At 74.4% G+C, this 22,804-nt stretch carries 21 protein-coding genes and 1 tRNA gene; 11 read left to right on the top strand and 11 right to left on the bottom strand.

All coding sequences use genetic code 11. The features are described 5' to 3' along the window. Positions 1–338: 338 nt before the first annotated feature. Complete coding sequence (locus O4J56_RS19775; RefSeq protein ID WP_270687609.1) at positions 339–770, bottom strand: roadblock/LC7 domain-containing protein; 432 nt, start codon at positions 768–770, stop codon at positions 339–341. Positions 771–1,168: 398 nt separating this feature from the next. Between O4J56_RS19775 and O4J56_RS19770 the strand changes: the two genes are divergently transcribed. Continuing rightward, positions 1,169–2,011, top strand: a complete 843-nt coding sequence (locus O4J56_RS19770; protein ID WP_270687608.1) for an aminotransferase class IV — start codon at positions 1,169–1,171, stop codon at positions 2,009–2,011. A 231-nt stretch (positions 2,012–2,242) separates the two neighbouring features. On the opposite strand, the gene O4J56_RS19765 is transcribed toward O4J56_RS19770, so the two are convergent. Further along, a complete protein-coding gene (locus tag O4J56_RS19765) occupies positions 2,243–2,662 on the bottom strand; it encodes an SsgA family sporulation/cell division regulator (RefSeq protein WP_270687606.1) in 420 nt (139 codons plus the stop codon). Between the two features lie 443 nt (positions 2,663–3,105). Here O4J56_RS19765 and O4J56_RS19760 point away from each other — a divergent pair. Next, positions 3,106–3,179: transfer RNA gene (locus O4J56_RS19760), tRNA-Val, on the top strand. Between the two features lie 401 nt (positions 3,180–3,580). Here O4J56_RS19760 and O4J56_RS19755 read toward each other — a convergent pair. After that, the gene (locus tag O4J56_RS19755) at positions 3,581–3,970 is read right to left on the bottom strand and encodes a PGPGW domain-containing protein (RefSeq protein WP_333563814.1); all 390 of its coding nucleotides are present in this window, start codon (positions 3,968–3,970) and stop codon (positions 3,581–3,583) included. A 224-nt stretch (positions 3,971–4,194) separates the two neighbouring features. Further along, positions 4,195–5,352, bottom strand: a complete 1,158-nt coding sequence (locus O4J56_RS19750) for an FAD-dependent monooxygenase (protein ID WP_270687604.1) — start codon at positions 5,350–5,352, stop codon at positions 4,195–4,197. A 228-nt stretch (positions 5,353–5,580) separates the two neighbouring features. On the opposite strand from O4J56_RS19750, the gene thrS reads away from it, so the two are divergent. Together thrS and O4J56_RS19740 are read left to right on the top strand one after the other, a co-directional pair. After that, complete coding sequence (thrS, locus tag O4J56_RS19745) at positions 5,581–7,554, top strand: threonine--tRNA ligase (protein WP_270687603.1); 1,974 nt, start codon at positions 5,581–5,583, stop codon at positions 7,552–7,554. A gap of 146 nt (positions 7,555–7,700) precedes the next feature. Then, the gene (locus tag O4J56_RS19740; protein ID WP_270687602.1) at positions 7,701–8,939 is read left to right on the top strand and encodes a phospholipase D-like domain-containing protein; all 1,239 of its coding nucleotides are present in this window, start codon (positions 7,701–7,703) and stop codon (positions 8,937–8,939) included. Positions 8,940–9,018: 79 nt separating this feature from the next. Here O4J56_RS19740 and O4J56_RS19735 read toward each other — a convergent pair whose 3' ends face one another. Together O4J56_RS19735 and O4J56_RS19730 are read right to left on the bottom strand one after the other, a co-directional pair. Beyond that, positions 9,019–10,083 (bottom strand): acyl-CoA dehydrogenase family protein, encoded by a 1,065-nt coding sequence (locus tag O4J56_RS19735; RefSeq protein WP_270687600.1) that lies wholly within the window; start codon positions 10,081–10,083, stop codon positions 9,019–9,021. Continuing rightward, the gene (locus O4J56_RS19730) at positions 10,083–11,285 is read right to left on the bottom strand and encodes an acyl-CoA dehydrogenase family protein (RefSeq protein ID WP_270687613.1); all 1,203 of its coding nucleotides are present in this window, start codon (positions 11,283–11,285) and stop codon (positions 10,083–10,085) included. The genes O4J56_RS19735 and O4J56_RS19730 overlap by 1 nt, the downstream gene beginning before the upstream one ends. Positions 11,286–11,372: 87 nt before the next feature. On the opposite strand from O4J56_RS19730, the gene O4J56_RS19725 reads away from it, so the two are divergent. The 3 genes from O4J56_RS19725 to O4J56_RS19715 all read left to right on the top strand — a co-directional run bounded on the left by O4J56_RS19725 (position 11,373) and on the right by O4J56_RS19715 (position 14,186). Beyond that, a complete protein-coding gene (locus O4J56_RS19725) occupies positions 11,373–12,182 on the top strand; it encodes an SDR family oxidoreductase (protein WP_270687599.1) in 810 nt (269 codons plus the stop codon). A gap of 120 nt (positions 12,183–12,302) precedes the next feature. Continuing rightward, positions 12,303–12,926: a TetR/AcrR family transcriptional regulator gene (locus tag O4J56_RS19720; protein WP_270687598.1), complete on the top strand. Its 624-nt coding sequence runs from the start codon at positions 12,303–12,305 to the stop codon at positions 12,924–12,926. A gap of 36 nt (positions 12,927–12,962) precedes the next feature. Continuing rightward, positions 12,963–14,186 carry an acetyl-CoA C-acetyltransferase gene (locus O4J56_RS19715; protein ID WP_270687597.1) on the top strand — a complete coding sequence of 408 codons (1,224 nt, stop codon included), beginning with the start codon at positions 12,963–12,965 and terminating at the stop codon, positions 14,184–14,186. A gap of 415 nt (positions 14,187–14,601) precedes the next feature. Here O4J56_RS19715 and O4J56_RS19710 read toward each other — a convergent pair whose 3' ends face one another. The 5 genes from O4J56_RS19710 to O4J56_RS19690 all read right to left on the bottom strand — a co-directional run bounded on the left by O4J56_RS19710 (position 14,602) and on the right by O4J56_RS19690 (position 18,704). Further along, on the bottom strand, positions 14,602–14,907 hold the full coding sequence (locus O4J56_RS19710) for a DUF6247 family protein (protein WP_270687596.1): 306 nt from the start codon (positions 14,905–14,907) through the stop codon (positions 14,602–14,604). A gap of 35 nt (positions 14,908–14,942) precedes the next feature. Continuing rightward, on the bottom strand, positions 14,943–16,052 hold the full coding sequence (locus O4J56_RS19705; protein WP_270687595.1) for an NAD(P)H-dependent flavin oxidoreductase: 1,110 nt from the start codon (positions 16,050–16,052) through the stop codon (positions 14,943–14,945). Next, the gene (locus O4J56_RS19700) at positions 16,049–16,786 is read right to left on the bottom strand and encodes a CoA-transferase subunit beta (protein ID WP_270687594.1); all 738 of its coding nucleotides are present in this window, start codon (positions 16,784–16,786) and stop codon (positions 16,049–16,051) included. Before O4J56_RS19700 ends, O4J56_RS19705 begins: the two co-directional genes overlap by 4 nt. Next, the gene (locus tag O4J56_RS19695; RefSeq protein ID WP_270687593.1) at positions 16,783–17,616 is read right to left on the bottom strand and encodes a CoA transferase subunit A; all 834 of its coding nucleotides are present in this window, start codon (positions 17,614–17,616) and stop codon (positions 16,783–16,785) included. The genes O4J56_RS19700 and O4J56_RS19695 overlap by 4 nt, the downstream gene beginning before the upstream one ends. 323 nt (positions 17,617–17,939) lie before the next feature. Continuing rightward, positions 17,940–18,704 carry an enoyl-CoA hydratase family protein gene (locus O4J56_RS19690; protein ID WP_270687592.1) on the bottom strand — a complete coding sequence of 255 codons (765 nt, stop codon included), beginning with the start codon at positions 18,702–18,704 and terminating at the stop codon, positions 17,940–17,942. A gap of 71 nt (positions 18,705–18,775) precedes the next feature. Here O4J56_RS19690 and O4J56_RS19685 point away from each other — a divergent pair, with 71 nt between their 5' ends. From O4J56_RS19685 to phnC, 4 genes are all read left to right on the top strand, one after another. Further along, entirely contained in the window at positions 18,776–19,525 is a 750-nt protein-coding gene (locus tag O4J56_RS19685) for an SDR family oxidoreductase (RefSeq protein WP_270687591.1), read from the top strand. Then, positions 19,522–20,421 carry an SDR family oxidoreductase gene (locus O4J56_RS19680; protein WP_270687590.1) on the top strand — a complete coding sequence of 300 codons (900 nt, stop codon included), beginning with the start codon at positions 19,522–19,524 and terminating at the stop codon, positions 20,419–20,421. The genes O4J56_RS19685 and O4J56_RS19680 overlap by 4 nt, the downstream gene beginning before the upstream one ends. A gap of 395 nt (positions 20,422–20,816) precedes the next feature. Further along, a complete protein-coding gene (locus O4J56_RS19675) occupies positions 20,817–21,770 on the top strand; it encodes a phosphate/phosphite/phosphonate ABC transporter substrate-binding protein (protein ID WP_270687589.1) in 954 nt (317 codons plus the stop codon). A gap of 218 nt (positions 21,771–21,988) precedes the next feature. Continuing rightward, the gene (gene phnC / locus O4J56_RS19670; protein ID WP_270687588.1) at positions 21,989–22,795 is read left to right on the top strand and encodes a phosphonate ABC transporter ATP-binding protein; all 807 of its coding nucleotides are present in this window, start codon (positions 21,989–21,991) and stop codon (positions 22,793–22,795) included. Positions 22,796–22,804 lie beyond the last annotated feature (9 nt).

The following is a 22,804-nucleotide window of genomic DNA, read 5'->3' as shown; positions in this document are numbered from 1 at the left end:
AACCCGCGACCCTCACCTTGGCAAGGTGATGCTCTACCAGCTGAGCCACGTCCGCATCGGAGGGAGTCGTTCCGGGCCGGTGTTCCGGCCGGTCCGCCTCGCTGCGATGTCTTGAACTCTAGCGGATATCGGCGCCAGCGCGAAATCGGAATCGGGGAGTGTGGGCCGGGCCTCGGACGGTGCGGGCGGGGGCGGGGCGGTGGGGGAGCGGGTGCGGGGAGTGCGGGCGCGCCTGTGGGGGCGGGCGCGCCCGTGCACGTGTGCGCGGGCCGGTGCGGGCGGGGGTGCACCGGTCGCCGTTCGGTGTCCCCTCGGCGCCGCCACTGCCGGCGGTGCCGTCAGTGCTCCGCGCGCGCGGGGGCGCCCGGCATGTCCGGGCGCGGCGGGGCGGACAGGTACTGGCCCACTCTCTCGATCACCTTGTTCATCTCGTAGGCGATCAGCCCCACGTCGCTGTCGGTGTCGGACAGCAGCGCCATGCAGGCGCCCTCCCCGGCGGCGGCGACGAACAGGAAGGCTCCGTCCATCTCGATGATGCTCTGCCGGATCTCCCCCGCCTGGAACTGCCGCGCCGCTCCTCCGGCGAGGCTGTGCAGTCCGGACGCGATGGCGGACAGGTGCTCGGCGGCGGAACGGTCCAGCCCGCTCGACGCCGCCATCAGCAGGCCGTCGGTGGACAGGACGATGGCGTGCCGTGTTCCTTGCGCGCGGGTGAGCAGGTCGTCCAGCAGCCAGCTCAGTTCGCCAGGGGCGGTGCTCCGTGTCGTCATAACTCTCAAGCTCTGTCGTGGGGTGGGTTCGTGGGCCGTCCGTCCCGGCCCACCGGGCGGCGCCCGTGGGTGGGGATCCCCATAAGCGTTGCCCAGATGATAGCCATTCGTAACCCGTGGGGCCGGTTTCCGCCGCCGTGCCGGAGTGGGGCGCGGTGCCGCGGGAGACGGCGGAGACACCGGTTACCCAGCGGTCACGGTACTGACCGGGGTGCTCTGTGCCGAGGGTCCGGCCAATGCCGGACACGGGGCTTGCGCCCGCCGCGCGGGCGGTCGTAGCCGGAAGAGGGGGAGGGCGGCGGGGGCGCCCGGATCCGGGGGCCGCGACCCCGCGCGCTCCGGGGCCGTGCGTGGCAGGATCGGCCGCACAGGACATGCCGACTTCGGGGGTGGATTCCATGCGGGTGTGGATCGCGGGTGCGGGCTTCGGCCGGGGCGAGGTGCTCGCCGAAGAGGAGGCCAGGATCCCCGCGCTGGACCACGGGATCACCGTGGGCGACGGGGTCTTCGAGACCGTCAAGGGGGTGGCGGGCCGCCCGTTCGCGCTCTCGCGGCACCTGCGCCGGCTCGCCCGGTCGGCGGCCGGCCTGGGGCTGCCCGAGCCCGACCTGGAGCTGCTCGCCGAAGGGGTCGCCCGCGCGGTCGAGGCCAACGCGGACACCGACCCCTCGCGGATCCGGATCACCATGACGGGCGGCCCGGCGCCGCTCGGCTCGGAGCGGGGCGCCGGGGAGCCGACCTACATCGTCGGGGTCGGCCCGTTCCCGCCGATCCCGCCGTCCGTGCCCGTGCAGACGGTGCCCTGGCCGCGCAACGAGACGGGGGCCCTCGCGGGCCTGAAGACGACGTCCTACGCCGACAACGTGCTGGCGCTCAAGTACGCCAACGAGCGCGGCGCCAGCGAGGCGGTCTTCGCGAACACGCAGGGGAACCTGTGCGAGGGCACCGGCAGCAACATGTTCGTGGTGCTCGACGGGCGCCTGGTGACGCCGCCGCTGTCGGCGGGCCCGCTGGCGGGGATCACCCGCGAGCTGGTGCTGGAGTGGGCCGGGGGAGAGGAGGCCGACGTCCCCATGGCCGACCTCGACCGGGTCTCCGAGGCGTTCCTGACCTCCACGGGGCGCGACGTGCAGGCGATCAGCGCCATCGACGGCCGGGACCTGCCCGCCGCCCCGGGGCCGGTCACCCGCAAGGCCATGGACGTCTTCACCGAGCGCTCCGCCGCGGACATGGACCCCTGACCGGCCGGCCCTCCGGCCGCCCGGGACGGGGCGGGACACGCGAGTGCCGCGGGCCGTGGGCCCGCGGCACTCGTCCGTATTTCAGGGAGATGGTCCCCCCTGCGGCGCGTTTGTCATGCAATGCCGTGGGTAAACCACGGGCGGCATGTGCGTCGCCGGCGCGTCCGGGCGCGCCCGCAGTGGCCCGGAACCGCTCCCGTAGGCACCGGGGCGGCGGGCGCGGGCCGGACGTCAGGAGTACAGGTGGCGCTCGATCTCGGCGTCGAGGTCGATGTGGCCGCCCTCTTCCCCGGCCGGGACGATCTCGTAGGTGCGGTGGAGGAACTCGGCGAGGGGGGCCACCGGGGCGTCGAACTGCGCCTGGCCGAAGGGCGAGGAGAGCGCGATGTTGACGGTCCGCTCGTCGCCGCTCTTGGAGGGCCACACCTGGACGTCGCCCTCGCCGACGGGGCGCACGATGCCGACCGTCAGCAGCTCGCGGGCGAAGATCCACTCGACCGGCTCGTCCTCGCCGGTGTGGAAGGCCACCTTGATCGCGTAGGGGTCGTCGGCGGTGTAGTCCAGCCGCGCGACCAGGGGGACCGAGGTGCGGTCGGGGACCACGAGCCGCAGGCCCAGCTCGGCGCTGGCGGTGGTGCCGCTACTGTTCATGTTCGCCAAACCTTTTCTCGTCCGGCCCCGCGGGATGCGGGTCCGTAGTGCCGTCTCACCCGCTCCAACGCGGCCGTCCGCGATGTATGACGCGTAACCGCGGGACTTTTTGCCATCGGATCGCCAAGAGATGCCCAAGCCGAGCCTCGCCGATCCTCCGTCACTGTAATGAGCTGCGGAAACCAGGAATTTCCGGATGATCTGTGTGCCGCGTCACGTGCGGGGGCGTCTCGGGTGGGCCCCGCAGCCACCGGCCGTTCACATCCCCTTTACCGAAGGGGTTTCACGTTTTGCGCGCCCTTGGAGCGGCCGGGCGGCACCGGTGATGAGACCTCGATCACAGCCCGGGCCGCTCCCCTGGGGTGCTCGGGTTGCACGAGCACCCCGTCGGATGCGCTAGAGTTTTCATTGTTCGCCCCGCCGGACAGGCGGGGAGACACCCGGGGCGATTAGCTCAGTTGGCTAGAGCGCGTCGTTCACACCGACGAGGTCACTGGTTCGAGTCCAGTATCGCCCACTCCGGATCAAGGTCGGCTCCGTTCCCACGGAGTCGGCCTTTTTCGTTGGGGTTTCGGCCTGCCCGCCGGACACCGTGCCGACGGGACCGCCCCCGGACGGCGTCTGCCGGGGCCCGGGGCGGCCGCCGGGCGCGGGTCCGCCGACGGTTCCTTCCATGCGTTCGGACCAGCGCCGGAGCCGAACGGTTCGGCCTTGGCCCGGGTGAGGTGCGCAACACGCCTCCTGAGAAGCCAGAGGCGGTCCGCGGGCCATTGGGGGCGGATGCCTCCCCGAAACATGCGGCCCGAATCCCCGGACACTCCTCCCGGGCGCCCTGAGCCCGCGTGATACGTCCATAGGGCGCCCGGGAGAAGCGTCTCCCGGGCGCCCTATGGACGGGGTCGTCAGCGGTCGGAAGGCTCACCTGCGCCGGGCGGCGCGCTTCTCCCGCCGTCTGCGGTCCGCCTCCAGCGCGGCCTCCTTGGCGCGGCGCGCCCACATCCGCGCACGGTGCAGCAGCCCCCGCGCCCAGGCGTACTCGGTGGCGAGGATCGCCAGGCCCAGAACGATGCCCGCGGCACCGGGCCCCGGCGTCACACACATGATGATCCCGGCGGTGAGCACGGCCCCGCCGACGATCGTCACGATGGTCCGCCAGGTCACATGGAGGACGGGGTGGGCATGCATACGCATCCGCCACACGCGCAGTCGTGCCCTGAAACGGCGCCAGCGGCGCGTGCGGGCGGGCGAAGGGCGCGATCCCGACGGATCCGGCTGGTCTTCGAGGCCGGTCAGTGGGGTCTTGGGCATGCGCAGAGGATATCGGCCTGATCAAGCCCGGGTATCGGGCCGTGACCTTGAATCGGACGCTGACCGGGAGGGACTCCGTCACGATTCGGCGTGTCTGGGCCCCTCCGGGTTCGGTACCGGTACCGGCGCGCGTCCCCTTGAACCCCCCGCCGCCTCTGCCGTGCCCCGGGCCTCCGGCGTCTCCCGTGCCCCTGGCGTCCCCGGCGGATCAGCAGCCCCGGCCCTCACGCCGGCGGCGCCTCCTCGTCCGCGTCGTGCCCGAACACCCAGTCGGCGTTCTCCATCTCGACGTCGGCCAGCAGGCCGGGCCGCCCGTCGGGCATGCCGCCCTCCCGTGCCAGCACCTCCATGGCGCTGCGCCCCAGGGCGTGGATGCGGTCCGTGCGCGCGCGCCGCGACGCCGCGTACCGCGCCAGCGCCCGCCCCGCCGTGAGCGCCGTGGCCCCGCGGAGGCAGCGCGCCAGCACCACCGCGTCCTCCACCGCCTGGTCGGCCCCCTGCGCGAAGAAGGGGAGCATCGGGTGCGCGGCGTCGCCCACCAGGCCCACCCGCCCGCTGGTCCACGCCGGGACCGGGTCCCGGTCCTGCAGCCCCCACTCGCCGACCCACTGGGCGGCGGCGACGGTCTCCAGCACCTCCGGCGCCCACCCTTCGAAGGCCCGGTTGAGCACCTCCACGCGCCCGCCCGCCGTCCACGACCCCGGACCCGGACCGGGCCCGGGGACCATCGCGTTGAAGCTGATCCGCCGCCCCCCGGACACCGGGTACCGGGCGAAGTACCGGTCCGGCCCGATCCACACCCGCACCCCCGGGTCGGCCGCCGTCTCGGGCGCGGCCGACCCGGGGACCAGGCCGCGGTAGACGGTCTGCCCCGAGGGCCGGTGGTGCTCGGGCCTCAGCAGCGCCCGCACCGACGAGTGCACCCCGTCCGCGCCGACCGCCACGTCCCCGTGCACCTGCCGCCCGTCGGCGCAGTGCAGCGCCACCTCGTCGCTGTTCTCCAGGATGTCGGTGACGTAGTGCTCGGTGCGCACCGTCCCCTCGGGCACCGCCTCCAATAGAAGGGCGTGCAGGTCGGAGCGGAGCAGCGTGTAGAAGGGGGCGCCGTAGCGCTTCTCCATCTCCTCGCCCAACGGCGTGGAGTGCAGCAGCCGCCCGTCCGTGCCCTCCAGCACCTCGCGCCGGGCCGGGCGCACCGACACCTCGGCCAGCCGGTCGCCCAGGCCCAGCCGCAGCAGCAGCCGGGAGGCGTTGGGGGCCAGCTGCACCCCGGCCCCGACCGGCGCGAACCCGCGGGACTGCTCCAGCACCACGCAGCGCCGCCCCGAGCGGTGCAGCGCCAGCGCCAGCGCCAGCCCGGCGATGCCGGCCCCAACGATCACGATGCGCACTCCGCGCCCCCCTGTTCCTGCCGAGTGTCCACCGGTGTCCGGTTTCCACCTCCGCGGGTTGCATACCCGTGCGGGCGCTCGCGGTACCCCGCCGCGATCAGCGCGCGGCGGCCGGTCCGGGCCCGGCCAACCGATAGCATCGGGCGTGGGAGGCGGCGCGCGGCCGTTACAGCGCACCCGGCCCCTCCCCGCCCACGAACACCGAGACAAGGAGCCACCGTGTCCGCCGTGCCAGAGCTGCGTATCACCCTCGCCGGAACCGAGCGTTCGGTGGCGGCGGGGACGACGGCCGGCCAGGCGTTGGAGGCGGACGGCCGGACCGTGATCGCCGCGCGCGTGGGCGGGGAGCTGCGCGACCTCGCCTGGGAGCTGTCCGAGGGCGACGTGGTCGAGCCCGTGGAGATCTCCTCCGAGGACGGCCGCTCCATCCTGCGCCACTCCGCCGCGCACGTGCTCGCGCAGGCCGTCCAGGAGCTGTTCCCCGAGGCCAAGCTGGGCATCGGCCCGCCCGTGGAGAACGGCTTCTACTACGACTTCGACGTCGCCGAGCCCTTCACCCCCAACGACCTCAAGCGTCTCGAGAAGAAGATGCAGGAGATCGTCAAGCAGGGCCAGCGCTTCGACCGCCGCGAGGTCACCGACGACCAGGCCCGCGAGGAGCTGGCGACCGAGCCCTACAAGATGGAGCTCATCGGCCTCAAGGGCGGCGCCGGCCAGGCCGCCGACGGGGCCTCGGTGGAGGTCGGCGAGGGCGGCCTGACCATCTACGACAACGTGCACCCCCGCACCGGCGAGCTGTGCTGGAAGGACCTGTGCCGGGGCCCGCACCTGCCCACCACCAAGGCGATCCCGGCCTTCAAGCTGATGCGCTCGGCCGCCGCCTACTGGCGCGGCAAGGAGACCAACCCCCAGCTCCAGCGCATCTACGGCACCGCGTGGGAGACCAAGGACGCCCTCAAGGCCTACCTCGCCTTCCTGGAGGAGGCCGAGAAGCGCGACCACCGCAGGCTCGGCGCCGAGCTGGACCTGTTCTCCTTCCCCGAGGAGATCGGGTCGGGCCTGGCGGTCTTCCACCCCAAGGGCGGGGTGATCCGCAAGGAGATGGAGGACTACTCGCGCCGGCGGCACGAGCAGGCGGGCTACGAGTTCGTCAACACCCCGCACGCCACCAAGGCCAGGCTGTTCGAGAAGTCGGGCCACCTGGACTGGTACGCCGACGGCATGTACCCCCCCATGCAGCTCGACGACGGGGTGGACTACTACCTCAAGCCGATGAACTGCCCGATGCACCACCTGATCTTCGACGCGCGCGGGCGCTCCTACCGGGAGCTGCCGCTGCGCCTGTTCGAGTTCGGGACCGTCTACCGGTACGAGAAGTCGGGCGTGGTGCACGGCCTGACCCGGGCCCGCGGCTTCACCCAGGACGACGCGCACATCTACTGCAGCAGGGAGCAGATGGCCGGCGAGCTCGACTCGCTGCTGACCTTCGTGCTGGACCTGCTGCGCGACTACGGCCTGGACGACTTCTACCTGGAGCTGTCCACCAAGGACCCGGAGAAGTTCGTCGGCACCGACGAGGTGTGGGAGGAGTCCACCGAGGCGCTCCGCGCCGCCGCCGAGAAGCAGGGCCTGGAGCTGGTCCTGGACCCGGCCGGGGCCGCCTTCTACGGCCCGAAGATCTCGGTCCAGGCCCGCGACGCCATCGGCCGCACCTGGCAGATGTCGACCATCCAGGTCGACTTCAACATGCCCGAGCGCTTCGACCTGCAGTTCACCGCCGCGGACGGCACCCGGCAGCAGCCGGTGGTCATCCACCGCGCGCTGTTCGGCTCGATCGAGCGGTTCTTCGCCGTGCTGCTGGAGCACTACGCCGGGGCGTTCCCGGCCTGGCTGGCCCCGGTGCAGGCGGTCGGCATCCCCATCGCCGACGAGCACGTGCCCTACCTGGAGCGGTTCGCCGAGCGGCTGCGCGGGCAGGGCGTCCGGTTCGACGTCGACGCCAGCGACGACCGGATGCAGAAGAAGATCCGCAACGCCCAGAAGCAGAAGGTCCCCTTCATGCTGCTGGCCGGTGACGAGGACATCGCCAAGGGCGCCGTCTCCTTCCGCTACCGGGACGGCTCGCAGAAGAACGGGGTGCCGCTGGACGAGGCGGCCGAGGAGATCCTGGCCGCCGTGCGCGAGCGGCGGTAGCCCTCCTTCCGGCGCACCGCATCCGTGTCCCCTGCCGCGCGGCGGCGGGGGACACGGCCGTGTCGCGGTGCGCGGCGCAGAGGGGGCCGGAACGGTAGCTTGGTGCCCGTCCGACGCCGGTCGGGCAGGGACCGGAGACTGACGCAATGGTACGAAGATCCACGGTCATCACCGTCGTCAAGCGGGTGGTCGCGGCGCTGTTGGCGGCCCAGGCGGCCGCGGTCCTCGGGCTGGTCGGCATCGACCTGTGGCGCAAGCGGGTGCGCCCGCGCCGGGCGAACTTCCCCCGGACGGCGCCCAAGGAGCTGCCGGTCGGCGAGACGCTGGTGACCACCTACACCTACGGCGAGGACCTGTTCTCCGACATGCTGGAGGCGATCCGCGGCGCCCGCACCCGGATCCTGTTCGAGTCCTACATCATCAAGGGCGACCAGGTCGGGCGGCGGTTCAAGCGGGAGCTGATCGCCGCCGCCGAGCGGGGCGTGGAGGTGTACGTCGTCTACGACGGCTTCGCCAACCTGGTGGTGCCGCGCTCCTTCTTCCGCTTCCCGCCGTCGGTGCACGTGCTGCGCTTCCCGGTGGTGCACCCCGGCGTGCTGCTGCTGGACGTGCGCAAGCTCGGGCGCGACCACCGCAAGATCCTGTCGGTCGACGGCGAGGTCGGCTTCGTCGGCGGCTACAACGTGGGGGCGGCCTACGCCACCGAGTGGCGCGACACCCACCTGCGCCTGGTGGGTCCGGCGGTCTGGGAGCTGGAGAACGCGTTCTGCGAGTTCTGGAACCGGCACCGGCGGGCGGGGGCGCCGCGGCTGTCGGCGTTCGGACGGGCGCAGTGGACGCCGTCGGTGCGCTCCCAGCGCAACCAGCCCGACCTGCTGGTCTACCCGATCCGGGGGATGTACCTGGACGCGATCGACCGGGCGCGCGAGCACATCTACATCACCCAAGCCTACTTCCTGCCGGACCGGGAGATCCTGGACGCGCTGGCGGCGGCGGCCCGGCGCGGGGTGGACGTGCGGGTCCTGGTCCCGGACGAGTCCAACCACGTGATCGCCGACTGGCTGTCCCGGGGGCTGTACGCGTCGCTGCTGCGGGGCGGGGTGACGCTGTGGCGCTTCCAGGACGCCATGGTGCACGCCAAGACCGCGACCATCGACGGGCGGTGGTCCACCGTGGGAACCGCCAACGTGGACCGGCTGAGCCTGACCGGCAACCACGAGATCAACGTGGAGATCTTCGACGACGGGATGGCCCGCCACCTGGAGGAGATCTTCGCCAACGACATCGCGAACGCCACGCCGCTGAGCGAGGCGGCGTGGAGCCGCAGGCCGCTCCTGGCCAAGCTCACCGAGCGCATCATCGGGCCGCTGCGCCCGTTCTTCTGAGGCCGGCCTCCGCCTTCTCGGCGATGATCTCGACAGGAGTGCTGTCATTCCGGCGGTTTTGACAGCACTTCCGTCGAGATCATCGGTGGGCGGCCGCGTGGTCCAGGGCCTCCAGGACGCGGGCGCGGTGCGCGGCCGGGGAACCCCAGGCGCGCCGGAGCGCGTGCGCCTTGCGGATCCACAGGGAGGGCGGGAACTCGTCGGTGTAGCCGATGGCGCCGTGCAGCTGCAGGGCGGTCCGCGCGGCGGTGTGGGCGGCGTCGCAGGCGGCGGCCTTGGCGGCGGAGGCGTCGCGGGCGCGCAGGAGGGCGGTGGCCGGGTCCTCCGTACCGGCCCCGAACGCGGCGGCGGCCCCCAGGACCAGCGGCCGGGCGAAGTGCAGGGCGGTCGCGGTGTCGGCCAGCCGGTGGCGCACCGCCTGGAACCCGCCCACGGCCTGGCCGAACTGGTGCCGGGTCTTCACGTGCTCGACGGTGGCCTCCAGCAGGCGCTCCCCGGCGCCGAGCGCCTGCGCGGCGCAGCACAGCACGGCCAGGTCGAAGGCGAGGGCGGCGGTTCCGCCGTGGGGGGCGTCAGCCGCGTCTCCGGTCGGGGCGCCTGGCGGGCCGCCCGGCAGGGGAGCGGCGGCCCGCACCCGCCACGGCTTTCGGGCCGGGTCGAGCGATTCCAGGGGCTCTACCGGCTCGGCGGCGTGTACCGCCCCGCCCTCCAGCACGATGACCGCTCCGGCCCAGTCGGCGTCCAGGGCGTGCGGCGTCCACGGCGGGACGGCAAGGGAGACCGCCAGCCCGCCGTCGGCGATCCGCGCCGCGGGGTGTGCGCCGCCGGTTCCGGGGACCGGGCCCGCCCCGCCGAGCAGGACCGCCGCGGCCGCCGTCTCGACCAGGGGGCCGGGGACGGCGTGCCGCCCGGCCTCGACCATGCCCAGGGCGAGTTCGACCGGCCGCAGGCCCACACCGCCGTGCTCCTCGGGCACGGCCAGGCCGAACAGGCCCGCCTCGGCGAGCCCGCGCCACAGGCGTTCGCCGGGGCCGCGGTCGCCGCGCGACCAGGCGCGCGCGGCCGCCCCGGGCGCGCCGGCGCCCAGCAGGTCGTCCAGGGTGCGGGAGAACAGGAGCTGCTCGCGGGTGGGGGCGAAGCGCATCAGCGGTCACTCCTCCGGGGCCGGGGCAGGCCCAGCACGCGCTCGGCGACGATGTCGCGCTGGATCTCGTTGGTCCCGGCGTAGACGGGCCCGGCCAGGGAGAACACGTGGCCGCGCATCCACGGCCCGTCGAGTTCGGCCTCGGGGCCGAGCAGGTCCAGCGCGGTCTCGTGCAGGTCGGTGTCGAGCTCGGACCAGAAGAGCTTGTTCATGCTCGCCTCGCCCGCGTCCGGGGGCCCGTCCGCGCAGGCGGCGGCATAGGCGTGCAGGCGGTAGGCCTGGGCGCCGATCCACGCGCGGGCGACCCGGTCGGCCGCCTCCGTGCCTTCGCTCCCGGCCGCGCCCCCGTGCCCGGCTCTGAGCCCGGCTCCGCGCCCGCCTCGGTGCTCGCGCTCGCGGCGCAGCGCCGCCAGCCGGTGGGCGGAGGCCAGGAACCGGCCGGGGCCGCGCAAGCCGGTCCCGCGCTCCCCGGCGGCGGTGCCCATGGCGATCCGCCACCCGTCGCCGGGGGCGCCGATGACGTCGGCGTCGGGCACGAACACCCCGTCGAAGAACAGCTCGGCGAAGGCGGGGCGGCCGTCCAGGCGGCCGATGGGGCGGCGGGTCAGGCCGGGGGCGTCCAGGCCGAACATGAGGTACGTCAGGCCGCGGTGGCGCTCGGGGGAGGTGCGGAAGAGCCCGAAGCCGCGGTCGGCGAAGGCGGCGCGCGAGCTCCACGTCTTCTGGCCGTGGAGGAGCCAGCCGGGGCCGCGCTCGGGGTCCTCGGCGCGCTCGGCGCGGGAGCGGATCGCGGCCAGGTCGCTTCCGGCCCCGGGCTCGGACCAGGCCTGCGCCCAGACGACCTCCCCGGCGGCCATCGGGGGCAGTACGCGCGCGCACTGCTCGGGGGTGCCGTGGGCCAGGAGCGTGGGGGCCAGCAGGCCGATGCCGTTCTGGGAGACGCGCTCGGGCGCGCCGGCCGCGTGGTACTCCTCGTCGAAGAGCAGCCCCTCGACCGCTCCGGCGGCGCGGCCGCCGTACCGGGTCGGCCAGGTGACGGCCGACAGGTGGGCCCGCCCCAGGGTGCGCTCCCAGTCGCGGTGGGCCTCGAACCCTTCGGCGCCGTCCATGGGCGGCAGCGGGTCGGCGGGGGCGTTGCGGCGCAGCCAGTCGCGCACCTCATTGCGGAAGGCGCGCTGGGCGGGGGTCAGGTCGAGGTCCACGGGTGGGCCCTCCCGGTGGCCGGCGCCCCGGGGCGCCGGGGCGGCTCCGCTCATTCTTTCTAACAATCGTTTGGTAGGGTAGCACCCATGATGAACCCCGAGCAGGGCCGCCCTGCGGCCCCTGGCGCCGTCCCCCGCCCCGGCCACGGGCTGCTCCGGGGCCGCACGGCGCTGGTCACCGCCGCGGCCGGGACCGGCATCGGCGGGGCGGCGGCGCGGCGCCTGCTGGAGGAGGGGGCGCGCGTGGTGGTCAGCGACGCGCACGAGCGCCGCCTGGCCGAGTGCGAGCGCGCGCTGGCCGCCGAGTTCGGCGCCGACCGCGTGGCGGCGGTGCGCTGCGACGTCACCGACGAAGAGCACGTGCAGGCCGCCTTCGACGCGGCAGAGCGGCGGTTCGGCCCGCCGGACGTGGTGGTGAACAACGCCGGGCTCGGCGGGACCGCGCCCCTGGCCGAGATGGAGGACGCCGAGTGGTCCCGGGTGCTGGAGGTGACCCTCACCGGCACCATGCGCTGCACCCGGGCCGCGATGCGGCGGATGGTGCCGCGGGGCGGCGGTGCCGTGGTCAACAACGCCTCGGTGCTGGGGTGGCGGGCCCAGCCCGGGCAGGCGCACTACGCCGCCGCGAAGGCGGGGGTGATGGCCCTGACCCGCTGCGCGGCGATGGAGGCGGCGCCGCACGGCGTGCGGATCAACGCGGTCGCGCCGAGCCTGGCCGTGCACGAGAACCTGGCCAAGTCGGCGCCGGCGGAGCTGCTGGAGGAGCTGGCCCGGCGGGAGGCGTTCGGCCGGGCGGCCGAGCCGTGGGAGGTGGCCAACGTGATCGTCTTCCTCGCCAGCGACTACGCGTCGTACATGACGGGGGAGGTGGTCCCGGTCTCCAGCCAGCGCGCGTGAGGACCCGCACGGCCCGCCTCGTTGATCTCGGGGAAGTCGGGGTTGAAACGGACGTCATGAGAACGGGTTCCCCGAGATCAACACGGTCACCGATGACGACGGACGAGAAGGCGACGAACGATGAGCCCACGGCGCAGGGACGCCGAGCGCACCGCGGCCGCACGGGAGCGGCGGCGGGCCGAGATCCTGGAGACGGCGGCCGAGGTCTTCGCCCGGCAGGGGTACGCGGCCACCAGTATCCGCCAGGTGGCCGACGCCGCAGGGATGCTGGCGGGCAGCCTCTACTACCACTTCGACTCCAAGGAGTCGATGGCCGACGAGATCCTGTCGGGCTTCCTGGACGACCTGTGGACCTCCTACGACGCGATCCTCGCCGAGGGCGGGGACGCACGCGCCACCCTGGAGCGCCTGGTCGAGGCGTCGTTCGCGTCGATCCACCGGCACCGCCCCGCCGTCGTGCTGTACCAGAACGAGTCCCGCCACCTGGCGCTCAACCCGCGCTTCGCCTACCTCGACGAGTCCCAGACCCGGTTCCGCTCCATGTGGATGGACCTGCTCACCCGGGGCGCGGACGAGGGGGCGTTCCGCGCCGACCTGGACGCCTCCCTGGTCTACCGGTTCATCCGCGACACCGTGTGGGTCGCGGCCAACTGGTACGACCCGCACGGCCGCCTGCCCGCCTCCGACATCGCCAAGCAGTACCTCGCCATGGTCCTGGAGGGCATCCAGGCGCCCGGCGAGTGACGCCCGCCCCCGCCACGCCCCCTTAAGGAGCGCACCATGCCCGAGGCGTACATCGTCGACGCTGTCCGCACCCCGGTCGGGCGGGGGCGCGCGGGAGGCGCCCTGGCCGGTGTGCACCCGGCCGACCTGGGCGCCCGTGTGCTCTCCGCCCTCATGGAGCGCTCGGGGGCCGACCCCGGGGCCGTGGAGGACGTGGTGTTCGGGTGCGTGGACGCGCTCGGGCCGCAGTCGGGGGACATCGCGCGCACGGCGTGGCTGGCGGCCGGGCTGCCCGAACACGTGCCCGGTGTGACGGTGGACCGCCAGTGCGGGTCGGGGCAGCAGGCGGTGCACTTCGCGGCGCAGGCGGTGCTGGCGGGCACGGCGGACCTGGTGGTCGCGGGCGGGGTGCAGAGCATGTCGGCGGTGCCGATCGGCGCGGCCATGCGGGCCGGACAGGCGCTCGCGCAGGCCGACGGACGTGACCCGGGCGGCCCCGGGGCCGAGGGACCCTTCAGCGGGTCGCTCGGCTGGCGTGACAGGTACGGGGACGCGCCGGTGTCCCAGTTCGCGGGGGCGGAGATGATCGCCCGGGACTGGGGGCTGACCCGGCGGGAGCTGGAGGACTACGCCGCCGAGTCGCACCGGCGGGCAGTGCGCGCGGCCGACGAGGGCCGGTTCCTGCGGGAGGTGGCCCCGGTCGGCGGGGTGGCCGTCGACGAGGGGCCGCGGCGGAACACGTCACCGGAGAGGATGGCCGGGCTGCCGGTGCTGGTCCCCGGGGGTGTTCACACGGCCGCGACGGCCTCCCAGGTGACCGACGGTGCGGCGGCGCTGCTCATCGCGGGCGAGCGCGCGCTGGAGGAGCACGGCCTGGTGCCCAGGGCACGCATCCACCACATGTCGGCGCTGGGGGAGGACCCGATCCGGATGCTGTCGGCGCCGATCCCGGCGACGGCGCGTGCGCTCGACCGGTGCGGGATGGCCATCGGCGACATGGACGCGATCGAGGTGAACGAGGCGTTCGCGGCGGTGGTGCTGGCATGGCTGAAGGAGACCGGCGCCGACCCGGAGCGGGTGAACCCGAACGGGGGAGCGATCGCGCTGGGCCACCCGCTGGGCGCGACCGGGGCGCGGCTGATGGTGACCCTGCTGCACGAGCTGGAGCGCACCGGGGGCAGGTGGGGCCTACAGACCATGTGCGAGGGCGGCGGCCAGGCGAACGTGACGGTGATCGAGAGGGTCGGCGGGAGGCAGGGGCCTAAGAGCCCGCGCGGATAGGCGGGTGCGCTCCGCGTTGATCTCGGGAGAAACGACGCTACCGGGCCGCTTTTAGGGGCGCTTTTCCCGAGATCAACGACGCAGGCCCGCGTCCGCCTCCGCCTGGCGGAGCAGAGAGCTGATCTCCCTGATGGCGTCCCGGGAGTCGGGGGACCCGCTGTCGACGACCGCCTCCAGCTCATGGAGGCGGCGCTCCCGCTCGGGGAAGCGTGCGATGGCGACCAGACCGACCAGTGGTGGATGAAGCAGCGGATCGGGGCGGTTGAGTCCATGCTCTCGGCATTCACCGTGGCCTCTGCCAGCTGCGAACGGAACTCGGCCAGCCGGGACGGGGCGATCCGCGCGAGCGCCGCCCGGAGGGCCGCGACGTCGGGCGGGGGCTGCACGATCAGTGCCGATCGGGGCCGGTTCGCGGTCACAGGCCGAACCGTTCGAGGATCTCGGCCCGGCCGACCCGCTCTTCGGGCGGCGGAGGGCCCTCATCGAGGTAGCGCTGGACCCGGTGAGTGAATTCGCGGTACCGCTCGGGGTCCTTCCGCGCGTCCGCCTCGAACCACCAGCGGCGCACTGTGTCGATGAGCACGGAGAGGTCGGACTCCCGCCGTGCCCGTTCGAAGGCGGCGTCCAGGTCCTCGTCGAATCGCCGGAGCAGCTCCGGATCGCGGAGCCGGGCGATGGCGGCCCGCACGGCCGTCGGTGTGAGCTCCGATGGCAACGCCATGTGCAGGCCTCCCCGGGTACGGCTATGGGGTCAGCCTAGGGTCCCGAGGCGGCCGTGTCCGGTGGTTCTGCGCATGTCCGTGAAAGACCCGCCACGGCCCGCCTCGCCTCTTCGACGGTTCGGTGGATCAGCTCGCGGCAGCTCGGGAGGTCGGTGATCGCGGCGACGGTCTGGCCCGCCGACATCACCCCGGCGTCCGTCCTGCCCTCCACCATGGCGGCGCGCAGCATCATCGGGGTGTTCGCCGCCGACATCGTCTGAGCGATCCCGCTCCCCTGGGAGCGGCGCATGGACCAGCCCTCGCGGAGCATCGCCCCCCACCCTGTCCCCGCCTCCGCGCGGAAGGCGCGTGCGTTCCGGAGGGCGAGGATCAGGCGCCGCGCCGTTCCCGCGCGCTCCAGGGCATCGATGGCCGGGGTGCGCAGCACCCGGTGCGGGATGCCGTCCACCGCGCGCGTCACCACGGTCTCGTCGGACTCCAGGTACGCCCGCTTCACCGCTTCGGGGACGGAGCTGTCCGACGTCAGTAGGAACCGCGTCCCCATGCCGATCCCGCTCGCCCCGAAGGCCAGGGCCGCCGCCAGCCCGCGCCCGTCGCGGAAGCCGCCCGCGGCCACCACCGGGATGTCCACGGCGTCCAGCACGCGCGGCAGCAGCACCGTCGTCGCCACCGACCCCGTGTGGCCCCCGCCCTCCGCGCCCTGCACCATCACCGCGTCCGCGCCCCACGCAGCCACCTTCTCCGCATGGCGCGGCGCCCCCACGGTCGGCACGACGGCGACGCCGCCCTCCTTCAACAGGGCGATCAGGTCCCGGCGCGGGGCCAGGGCGAACGAGGCCACCCTCACCCCCTCGGAGACCAGCAGTTCGGCGCGCTCGCGGGCGTCGGCGGCGTCCGAGCGCAGGTTCACTCCGAAGGGTGCGTCCGTCCTGCGCCGCACGGAGCGGATCGCGGCGGCCGTCTCCTCCAGGGACATGGTCGCCGAGGCCAAGATGCCCAGCCCTCCGGCCTCGGCGACCGCTGCCACCAGGCCGGGCCCGGCCACCCACCCCATGCCGGTCTGCACGACCGGGTAGCGGCACCCGGCCAGCCGGGTGAGCGGCGTGTCCATGGGGGCGGGAGGAGAGGGGACGGCCGGCGTCATTCCGGGACCTCCTTGTCGCGGACCCCGCCCGGGTCGAGGACGTCCCGCAGCAGCCGCAGCTCTTCACCCGTGGGGCGGCGGGTCCCGGCGACCGCCGCCGCACCGCCCTCGGGCAGGGCGAGGTCGAACCCGGTGGCGTCGCACACCTGCTCCACTGTGCACCCCGGGTGCACCGACACCAGCCGCAGCGTGCGGCCGGGCCCGCCGAAGTCCATCACCGCCAGGTCGGTCACCACCCGCCGCAGCTCGTGCGCGTCGGTGGCGGCGACGCCGCTGACCATGTCGACCTTCGGGGTGAACACCCGGCGCGAGTGCCGGGGCACCCAATAGCTGACCGTGTTGCGCACCGTGTTGCCCGGGCAGCCCCGCACACCGAGAAGCTGGGCCGTCGGTCGCTCCCAGTCGCCGACGCAGGAGATGTTGGTCCTGCCCTCGGCGTCCATCTGGGAGGCGCCCAGCATCACGTGCCGCCGGCCGTGCAGCACCAGCCACAGGTGGTCGCGGAAGGGGAGCCAGCCCTCGGCCTCGCCGTCGGCGCCCAGGGGGACCGGCTCGCGGGTGAGCACGGCCGCGCCGTCGGTCGTGAGCAGGTCGGGGGCGAAGGTCGAGCGGGCCAGCCGGGCGCCCAGGGCCGGGCACGGGGCCATGGCCGCGGCGAGCACCTCGCCGTCGCCGCGCCAGGCGTCGGCGCAGGCGGCCACGGCCACCTCGGCGCGGGTGGGGGGAGCGGTCACCGTTGGGCCTCCCTCCGGTAGGCGTCCTCTCCGGCGTCGACGGCCCAGGCGCGGAACCGGTCCCAGGCGTCGGGGTCCTTGGCGGTGGCCGCGTAGACGCGCTGGAACCCCTCGTCGCGCCCGTAGTCGGGCTCGCAGGAGGTGAAGTGCGCACCGCCCGGCGTCTCGGCCACCCCCGCCACGGTGGCCCGGCTGATGAGGAGGGTCTGCGGCGGCCCGTCGAAACCCTCGACGAGGCGTTCGCAGGACAGGTAGGTCCGGTCGGCGGCCTTGGCGAACAGGTCGTCCAGATAGGGGTCGGGGCCGAGGTACTGCCCGTTGCCCCGCCGGTCGGCTCGGTTGACGTGCACGAACGCCGCGTCGAGCCGGAGCGCGGGGGCGGCCGTGAGCTCCTCTCCGCCGGGATGGCCGGGGGCGGGGTAGGGGGAGCGGACGGTGCGCAGCTCAGGGTTGACCCGCATGACGTCCGAGTGCAGCCCCGCAGGGGTCGGCAGGAACGGCAGCCGGTGCGCCGCCGCCAGCAGCCCGAACATGAACAGGCCCTCGTCGTACTCGGTGAGCGCGATGCGGCCCTCCTCGCGCGCGCGGCGGAACCAAGGTTCCAGCGGGATGCTGTCGAGCGTGGCGAAGGGGACGACGGCCCGGCGCACCTTCCCGTAGGCGCACAGCAGGCCGAGGTCGGGCCCGGCACAGGAGACCACGGTCAGGTCGCGCGCGGGGGCGCGGCACAGGGCACGCACCAGGGCCATGGGCTTGCGGCGGGACCCCCACCCGCCGATGCCCAGCACGGCGCCGTCGGGGATCGAAGCGGCGATGTCGTCGGGCGTCATGCGCTTGTCCAGGATTCGGCCCTCCACGGGAAGCCGGGCGTGCGGGCGCCCGCACGCGTTGTGCGGTCGGGGATCTCGTATGTGACGGGGGACGCCGGGGTCCGAGTAGCCTGCGCGCCCGAACGACTCAGCCCCGAAGTGGCCGGGGCGGGCGCCCCGGCGCCGGCCGCGTACGTGGCCCGTCGTCGGCCGTGGGGACCACCACCCGCGACACCGAAGCCGCCGACAGCGTCCTCCAAGGGGGTGACCGGCGGCCTTCGACCGCCCTCGTAGGCCCCTGCCGGGCCGCCGCTCCGGTCGCCGGGGAGGAGCCGGACACGCCTTCACCCCTCGCCGCCGTCCGGGGCGGTCCCGTGCCTGACGAAGGCGTCGCGCAGCCGGTCGCCCGACCCGTCGAGGCTCAGCTCGAAGGTGAACCCCTGCTCGAAGCGGTAGGAGCGGCGCGGGTCCACGGGGTCGATGCCGTTCAGGGACTCCTTCGCGCGCCGGACCACCTCCGGGTCCTTGGCGGCGATGGCCCCGGTGACCTCCAGGGCGGCCTCCCGCAGCCGCCCGGGCTCCACCACCTCCAGCACCGAGCCGAACGCGTGCAGCTGGGCGGCGGTCGCCGGGCGGCAGGTGTACACCATCGCGCGCGCCAGGTGCCCGGGGACCAGCCGGTTCAGGTGGGTGGCCGCGCCCAGCGCGCCCCGGTCGACCTCGGGCAGGGCGAAGTAGGCGTCCTCGGCGGCAAGGACGACGTCGGCGTTGCCCGCCAGCCCCACCCCGCCGCCCAGGCAGTACCCCTGGACGGCGGCCACCACCGGCACCGGGCAGGCGTACACGGCGTCGAAGGCGTCCGCGCACCCCCGGTTGACCTCGACCAGCGCGGTGCCGCCGCCCCGCTGGACCTCCTTGATGTCGACCCCGGCGCTGAAGCCGCGCCCCTCGGCCCGCAGCAGCACCGCGCGGGTGCGCCGGGCCGCCCCGGCCGCGCGCACCGCCGCCGCGAGCCGGTGCCACCCCTCGGCGGTCAGCGCGTTGACCGGCGGGGCGTCGACCGCGACCTCGGCGGTCCCGTCCGGGTGGAGGGCGGTGGAGATCTCCATGCCTTACCTTTCCACCAAACGTTTGTTAGAAAGAACGTAGCAGCGGTCCGCGGCGGCGGAAAGGGGCCCAGATGACCGGTCGGGACGGTGGGACGGTGCTGGTCACCGGCGGTGTGCGCGGGGTGGGCCGGGGCGTGTGCGCGGCCTTCGCCGACGCGGGCGCCCACGTCGTGGCGTGCGCCCGGCACGAGCCGGAGGACCCGCCCCCGGGGGTGCGGTTCGTCCGCGCCGACATCCGCGACCCCGGCGACCTGGAGCGCCTGGCCGCCGAGACCGGGCCGGTGCGCGCCGTGGTCGGCAACGCGGGCGGCTCCCCGCCGCTGCGCGCGGCCGAGGGGTGGGCCCACACGCACGCCAGGATCATCGAGCTGAACCTGACCGCGCAGCTCCTGCTCGCGCGCGCCTTCCATGGGCCCCTCCGCGAGAGCGGCGGCACCCTGACGTTCATCGGGAGCGTCGCCGCCGTCCGCCCGTCGCCGGGCACGGCCGCCTACGCGGCGGCCAAGGCCGGGCTGGAGAGCCTGACCGCCTCGCTGGCGGCCGAGTGGGCGCCCGAGGTACGGGTCAACTGCGTGCGCGCCGGGATGGTGCGCACCGAGCGCATCGCGCAGCACTTCGGCGACGAAGGGGGACTGGCCGGCGCCGGGCGCACCGTTCCCTTGGGGCGGCCCGCCGAGCCGCGCGAGATCGGCGAGGCGTGCGTCTTCCTGGCCTCCGACGCCGCCTCCTACATCACCGGGGCCTGCCTGCCGGTCCACGGCGGCGGTGAGCCGCCCGCCTACCTGGCGGCGCGGGGTCCGGAGGGAGGAGAGCGGCCGTGATCTGCGAGGGCAGGGCCGTCCTGGTCACCGGGGCCGGGCGCGGGCTGGGGCGGGCGCACGCGCTGGAGTTCGCACGGCAGGGCGCCCGCGTGGTCGTCAACGACCTGGGCGTCGGCCCCGACGGCACCGGAGGCGCCGACGGGCCCGCCAGGGAGACCGCCGACGAGATCCGGGAGGGCGGCGGCGAGGCCGTGGCCTGCACCGGCGACATCGCCTCGGCCGACGGGGCCGCGGGAGCGGTGCGCGCCGCCCTGGAGGCCTACGGTCGCCTGGACACGATCGTGAACAACGCCGGGTTCGTGCGCGACCGGATGCTGGTCAACCTGACCGAGGACGACTGGGACGCCGTGGTGCGGGTGCACCTGCGCGGGCACTTCCTCGTGCTGCGGGAGGCGGCCGTGCACTGGAGGGCCGAGGCCAAGGCGGGGCGGCGGCCCCGGGCGCGCGTGGTGAACACGTCCTCCGGTGCGGGACTGCTGGGCAGCGTCGGGCAGGCGAACTACGCGGCGGCCAAGGCGGGCATCGCCGCGCTCACCCTGGTGGCCGCCGCCGAGCTGGGGCGGTACGGGGTGGGGGTGAACGCGGTCGCCCCGGCGGCGCGCACCCGGATGACCGAGGGCGTCTTCGCCGACCGGATGGCCGCGCCCGAGGACGGTTTCGACGCCATGGACCCGGCCAACGTCTCCCCGCTGGTGGTGTGGCTGGGGGCGGACGGCGCGGAGGGGGTGACCGGCCGGGTCTTCGAGGCGGAGGGCGGCCGGATCCGCCTGATGGACGGCTACCGCCCGGGTCCGGAGGCCGTGCGCCCGACCCGGTGGGACCCCTCCGACGTCGGCGGAGCCGTCGCGGACCTCCTGTCCCAGGCGCCCCCGCCGGAACCGGTCTACGGGGCGTGAGAGGGCGGAGGGCGGTGTGACTCCGCGCCCTGTCGGGCCGATGCCGCTCCGAGGTCATCACGGTGGGAGCGGCCGAGCGCTGCATGCCGGGCATGCCGGGCGTCGGGGTGCGGGGGCGGATCGGGTGGTGGAATCGACGCCTGATCCGCGTGAAAGCGTCGATTCCACGACACAGGATGCGTCTGGCGGCCGCCCCCCCTCATCCACCGCCCGGACCTCCCCGGGGCCGACGGGGCGCGATTCATCCAATCATCCGCGCTATGAACGGAAAGCTCGAATTCTTTTGCGGGTCATCTCGCGGTCGGTCCGTCCCAAAGGTCCTGTTCGAGCATGGGGGCGCACGTCAAGGCGTCCGCACGCCCCCCGGCGGACGGTGAACCGGAGGTCCCCCGTACATGCAGATCAGACACCGCCGCACCGCTGCCGTCCTCGCCTCGGCGGCCGCGTCCGCCACCGTGCTCGCCGGGTGCGGGCCCAGCGCCGCCGACGGCGGCTGGGACGGCGGCGGGGCCCCTGAGAGCCTCGTCATCGGGGCGGTCCCCGCCGAAGAGGCCACCGGCCTGAAGAACAGCTATGAGCCCCTCATCGCGATGCTGGAGGACGAGACCGGCCTGGAGGTGGAGTTCCAGACCGCCACCGACTACGCCGCCGTCATCGAGGGCCAGCGCAGCGGGCAGATCGACATCGCCCAGTACGGCCCGTTCTCCTACTACCTGGCCGACCAGAGCGGCTCGGACATCACCGTCGCCGGGGCCATGGTGCAGGAGAAGGGGGAGGAGCCCGGCTACACCTCCTACGGCATCGTCCCCTCCGGCTCCGACATCGAGTCCATCGACGACTTCGCCGGGAAGCACCTGTGCTTCGTCGACCCCAACTCCACCTCCGGCTACCTCTACCCGCTCGCCGGGCTGCTGGACGCCGGGATCGAGGAGGGCGACTGGGAGGAGACCTTCGCCGGCGGCCACGACTCCTCCGCCATCGCCGTGGCCGAGGGCGAGTGCGACGCCGGGTTCGCCTTCGACTCCATGGTCGACGAGACCCTGGTGGAGAACGGCTCCATCGAGGAGGGCGACCTGGAGGTCGTCTGGGAGTCCGAGACCATCACCAGCTCCCCGATCACCGTCTCCAACGGCCTGGAGCCCGAGCTGTTCGACACGGTCGTCTCCGCCATCGCCGAGAAGGGCAACCAGGACTACCTGGTGGAGAACGGCTACTGCGAGGAGGGCGACTGCGACCTCACCGACGAGCGGATCTGGGGCTGGACCAGCGTCCCCGACGACTTCTACGCGCCGCTGGACGAGATCTGCGCGACCACCGAGGCCGAGCAGTGCTCCTCGGCCGACGCCTGACGGCCGACGCGACGAGCGCTCCCTGAAGCCCCGCCGGAACGGGGGCGGTGAGCGGACGTCCCCCCGCACGCCCGCCGCCCCCGTGGTCTCGAACCGCCGGGCACGGCCCCCCACCCCCGCATCACCGGGCGCCGTTCCCGTGCCTCCCTGAACGCGGGCGCCACCCGGCCCGCCCGCGGACCGACCCCGCGGACCGACCCCGACAAGGAAGCACCAGCATGGAACCCGACACCCGCCCCGAGGCCGCCGCCGACGGGGCCGTCGTCGAATTCGACGCGGTCACCAAGTCCTTCGGCGCCGACGCCCCCGCCCTCGACGAGGTCTCGCTCACCGCGCGCGCCGGAGAGGTGGTCGTGCTGCTCGGCCTGTCCGGCTCGGGCAAGTCCACCCTGCTCCGGCACGTCGACGGCCTCCAGGCGCCCACCTCCGGCCGGGTCCGGGTCCTCGGCACCGACGTGGGCGCCGCCTCCTCCCGCGAGCTGCGGCGCCTCCGCCGCCGGGTCGGGTTCGTCTTCCAGCAGTTCCACCTGGTCGGCCCGCTCACCGTGCTGGAGAACGCGTGCCACGGCGCGCTGGGGGGTCTACGCGCGCCCCGCCTGGGCCTGCCGCTCTACCCGCGGTCCGTGCGGCGCGCCGCGCTGGAGCAGCTCGACCGGGTGGGCCTGGCCGACCGGGCCTTCCAGCGCGCCGACACCCTCTCCGGCGGCCAGCAGCAGCGGGTCGCCGTCGCCCGCGCCCTGCTGCAGCGCCCCGAGATCCTCCTCGCCGACGAGCCGGTGGCCTCCCTCGACCCCGAGTCCGCCCACCAGGTCATGGAGCTGATCCGCGCCGTGGCGGCCGAGGAGCGCCTGACCGTGCTGTGCAGCCTGCACCAGGTCGACCTGGCCCTGTCCTGGGGCGACCGGGTGGTGGGCCTGCGCAGCGGCCGCGTGGTGATGGACGCGCCCACCGCCGGGCTGGGCCGCGACGACGCCATGGCCGTCTACTCCCGGGTCGGCGCCCCGGCGCCCGCCCCGGCGGCCTGAGGGGCGGCG

The sequence above is a fragment of the Nocardiopsis endophytica genome (assembly GCF_027706725.1).
GTDB classification, from domain to species: domain Bacteria; phylum Actinomycetota; class Actinomycetes; order Streptosporangiales; family Streptosporangiaceae; genus Nocardiopsis_A; species Nocardiopsis_A endophytica.
Note: the sequence above shows the minus strand (reverse complement) of the source record. Positions and strands in the feature narration are given on the sequence as shown.

Bases quoted from the DNA above. Each gene is read 5' to 3' on its own strand.
- O4J56_RS19775 (WP_270687609.1), bottom strand. From the start codon at position 770: ATGACGACACGGAGCACCGCCCCTGGCGAACTGAGCTGGCTGCTGGAC.
- O4J56_RS19770 (WP_270687608.1), top strand. From the start codon at position 1,169: ATGCGGGTGTGGATCGCGGGTGCGGGCTTCGGCCGGGGCGAGGTGCTC.
- O4J56_RS19765 (WP_270687606.1), bottom strand. From the start codon at position 2,662: ATGAACAGTAGCGGCACCACCGCCAGCGCCGAGCTGGGCCTGCGGCTC.
- O4J56_RS19755 (WP_333563814.1), bottom strand. From the start codon at position 3,970: ATGCCCAAGACCCCACTGACCGGCCTCGAAGACCAGCCGGATCCGTCG.
- O4J56_RS19740 (WP_270687602.1), top strand. From the start codon at position 7,701: ATGGTACGAAGATCCACGGTCATCACCGTCGTCAAGCGGGTGGTCGCG.
- O4J56_RS19735 (WP_270687600.1), bottom strand. From the start codon at position 10,083: ATGCGCTTCGCCCCCACCCGCGAGCAGCTCCTGTTCTCCCGCACCCTG.
- O4J56_RS19725 (WP_270687599.1), top strand. From the start codon at position 11,373: ATGATGAACCCCGAGCAGGGCCGCCCTGCGGCCCCTGGCGCCGTCCCC.
- O4J56_RS19720 (WP_270687598.1), top strand. From the start codon at position 12,303: ATGAGCCCACGGCGCAGGGACGCCGAGCGCACCGCGGCCGCACGGGAG.
- O4J56_RS19715 (WP_270687597.1), top strand. From the start codon at position 12,963: ATGCCCGAGGCGTACATCGTCGACGCTGTCCGCACCCCGGTCGGGCGG.
- O4J56_RS19710 (WP_270687596.1), bottom strand. From the start codon at position 14,907: ATGGCGTTGCCATCGGAGCTCACACCGACGGCCGTGCGGGCCGCCATC.
- O4J56_RS19705 (WP_270687595.1), bottom strand. From the start codon at position 16,052: ATGACGCCGGCCGTCCCCTCTCCTCCCGCCCCCATGGACACGCCGCTC.
- O4J56_RS19695 (WP_270687593.1), bottom strand. From the start codon at position 17,616: ATGACGCCCGACGACATCGCCGCTTCGATCCCCGACGGCGCCGTGCTG.
- O4J56_RS19690 (WP_270687592.1), bottom strand. From the start codon at position 18,704: ATGGAGATCTCCACCGCCCTCCACCCGGACGGGACCGCCGAGGTCGCG.
- O4J56_RS19685 (WP_270687591.1), top strand. From the start codon at position 18,776: ATGACCGGTCGGGACGGTGGGACGGTGCTGGTCACCGGCGGTGTGCGC.
- O4J56_RS19675 (WP_270687589.1), top strand. From the start codon at position 20,817: ATGCAGATCAGACACCGCCGCACCGCTGCCGTCCTCGCCTCGGCGGCC.
- phnC (WP_270687588.1), top strand. From the start codon at position 21,989: ATGGAACCCGACACCCGCCCCGAGGCCGCCGCCGACGGGGCCGTCGTC.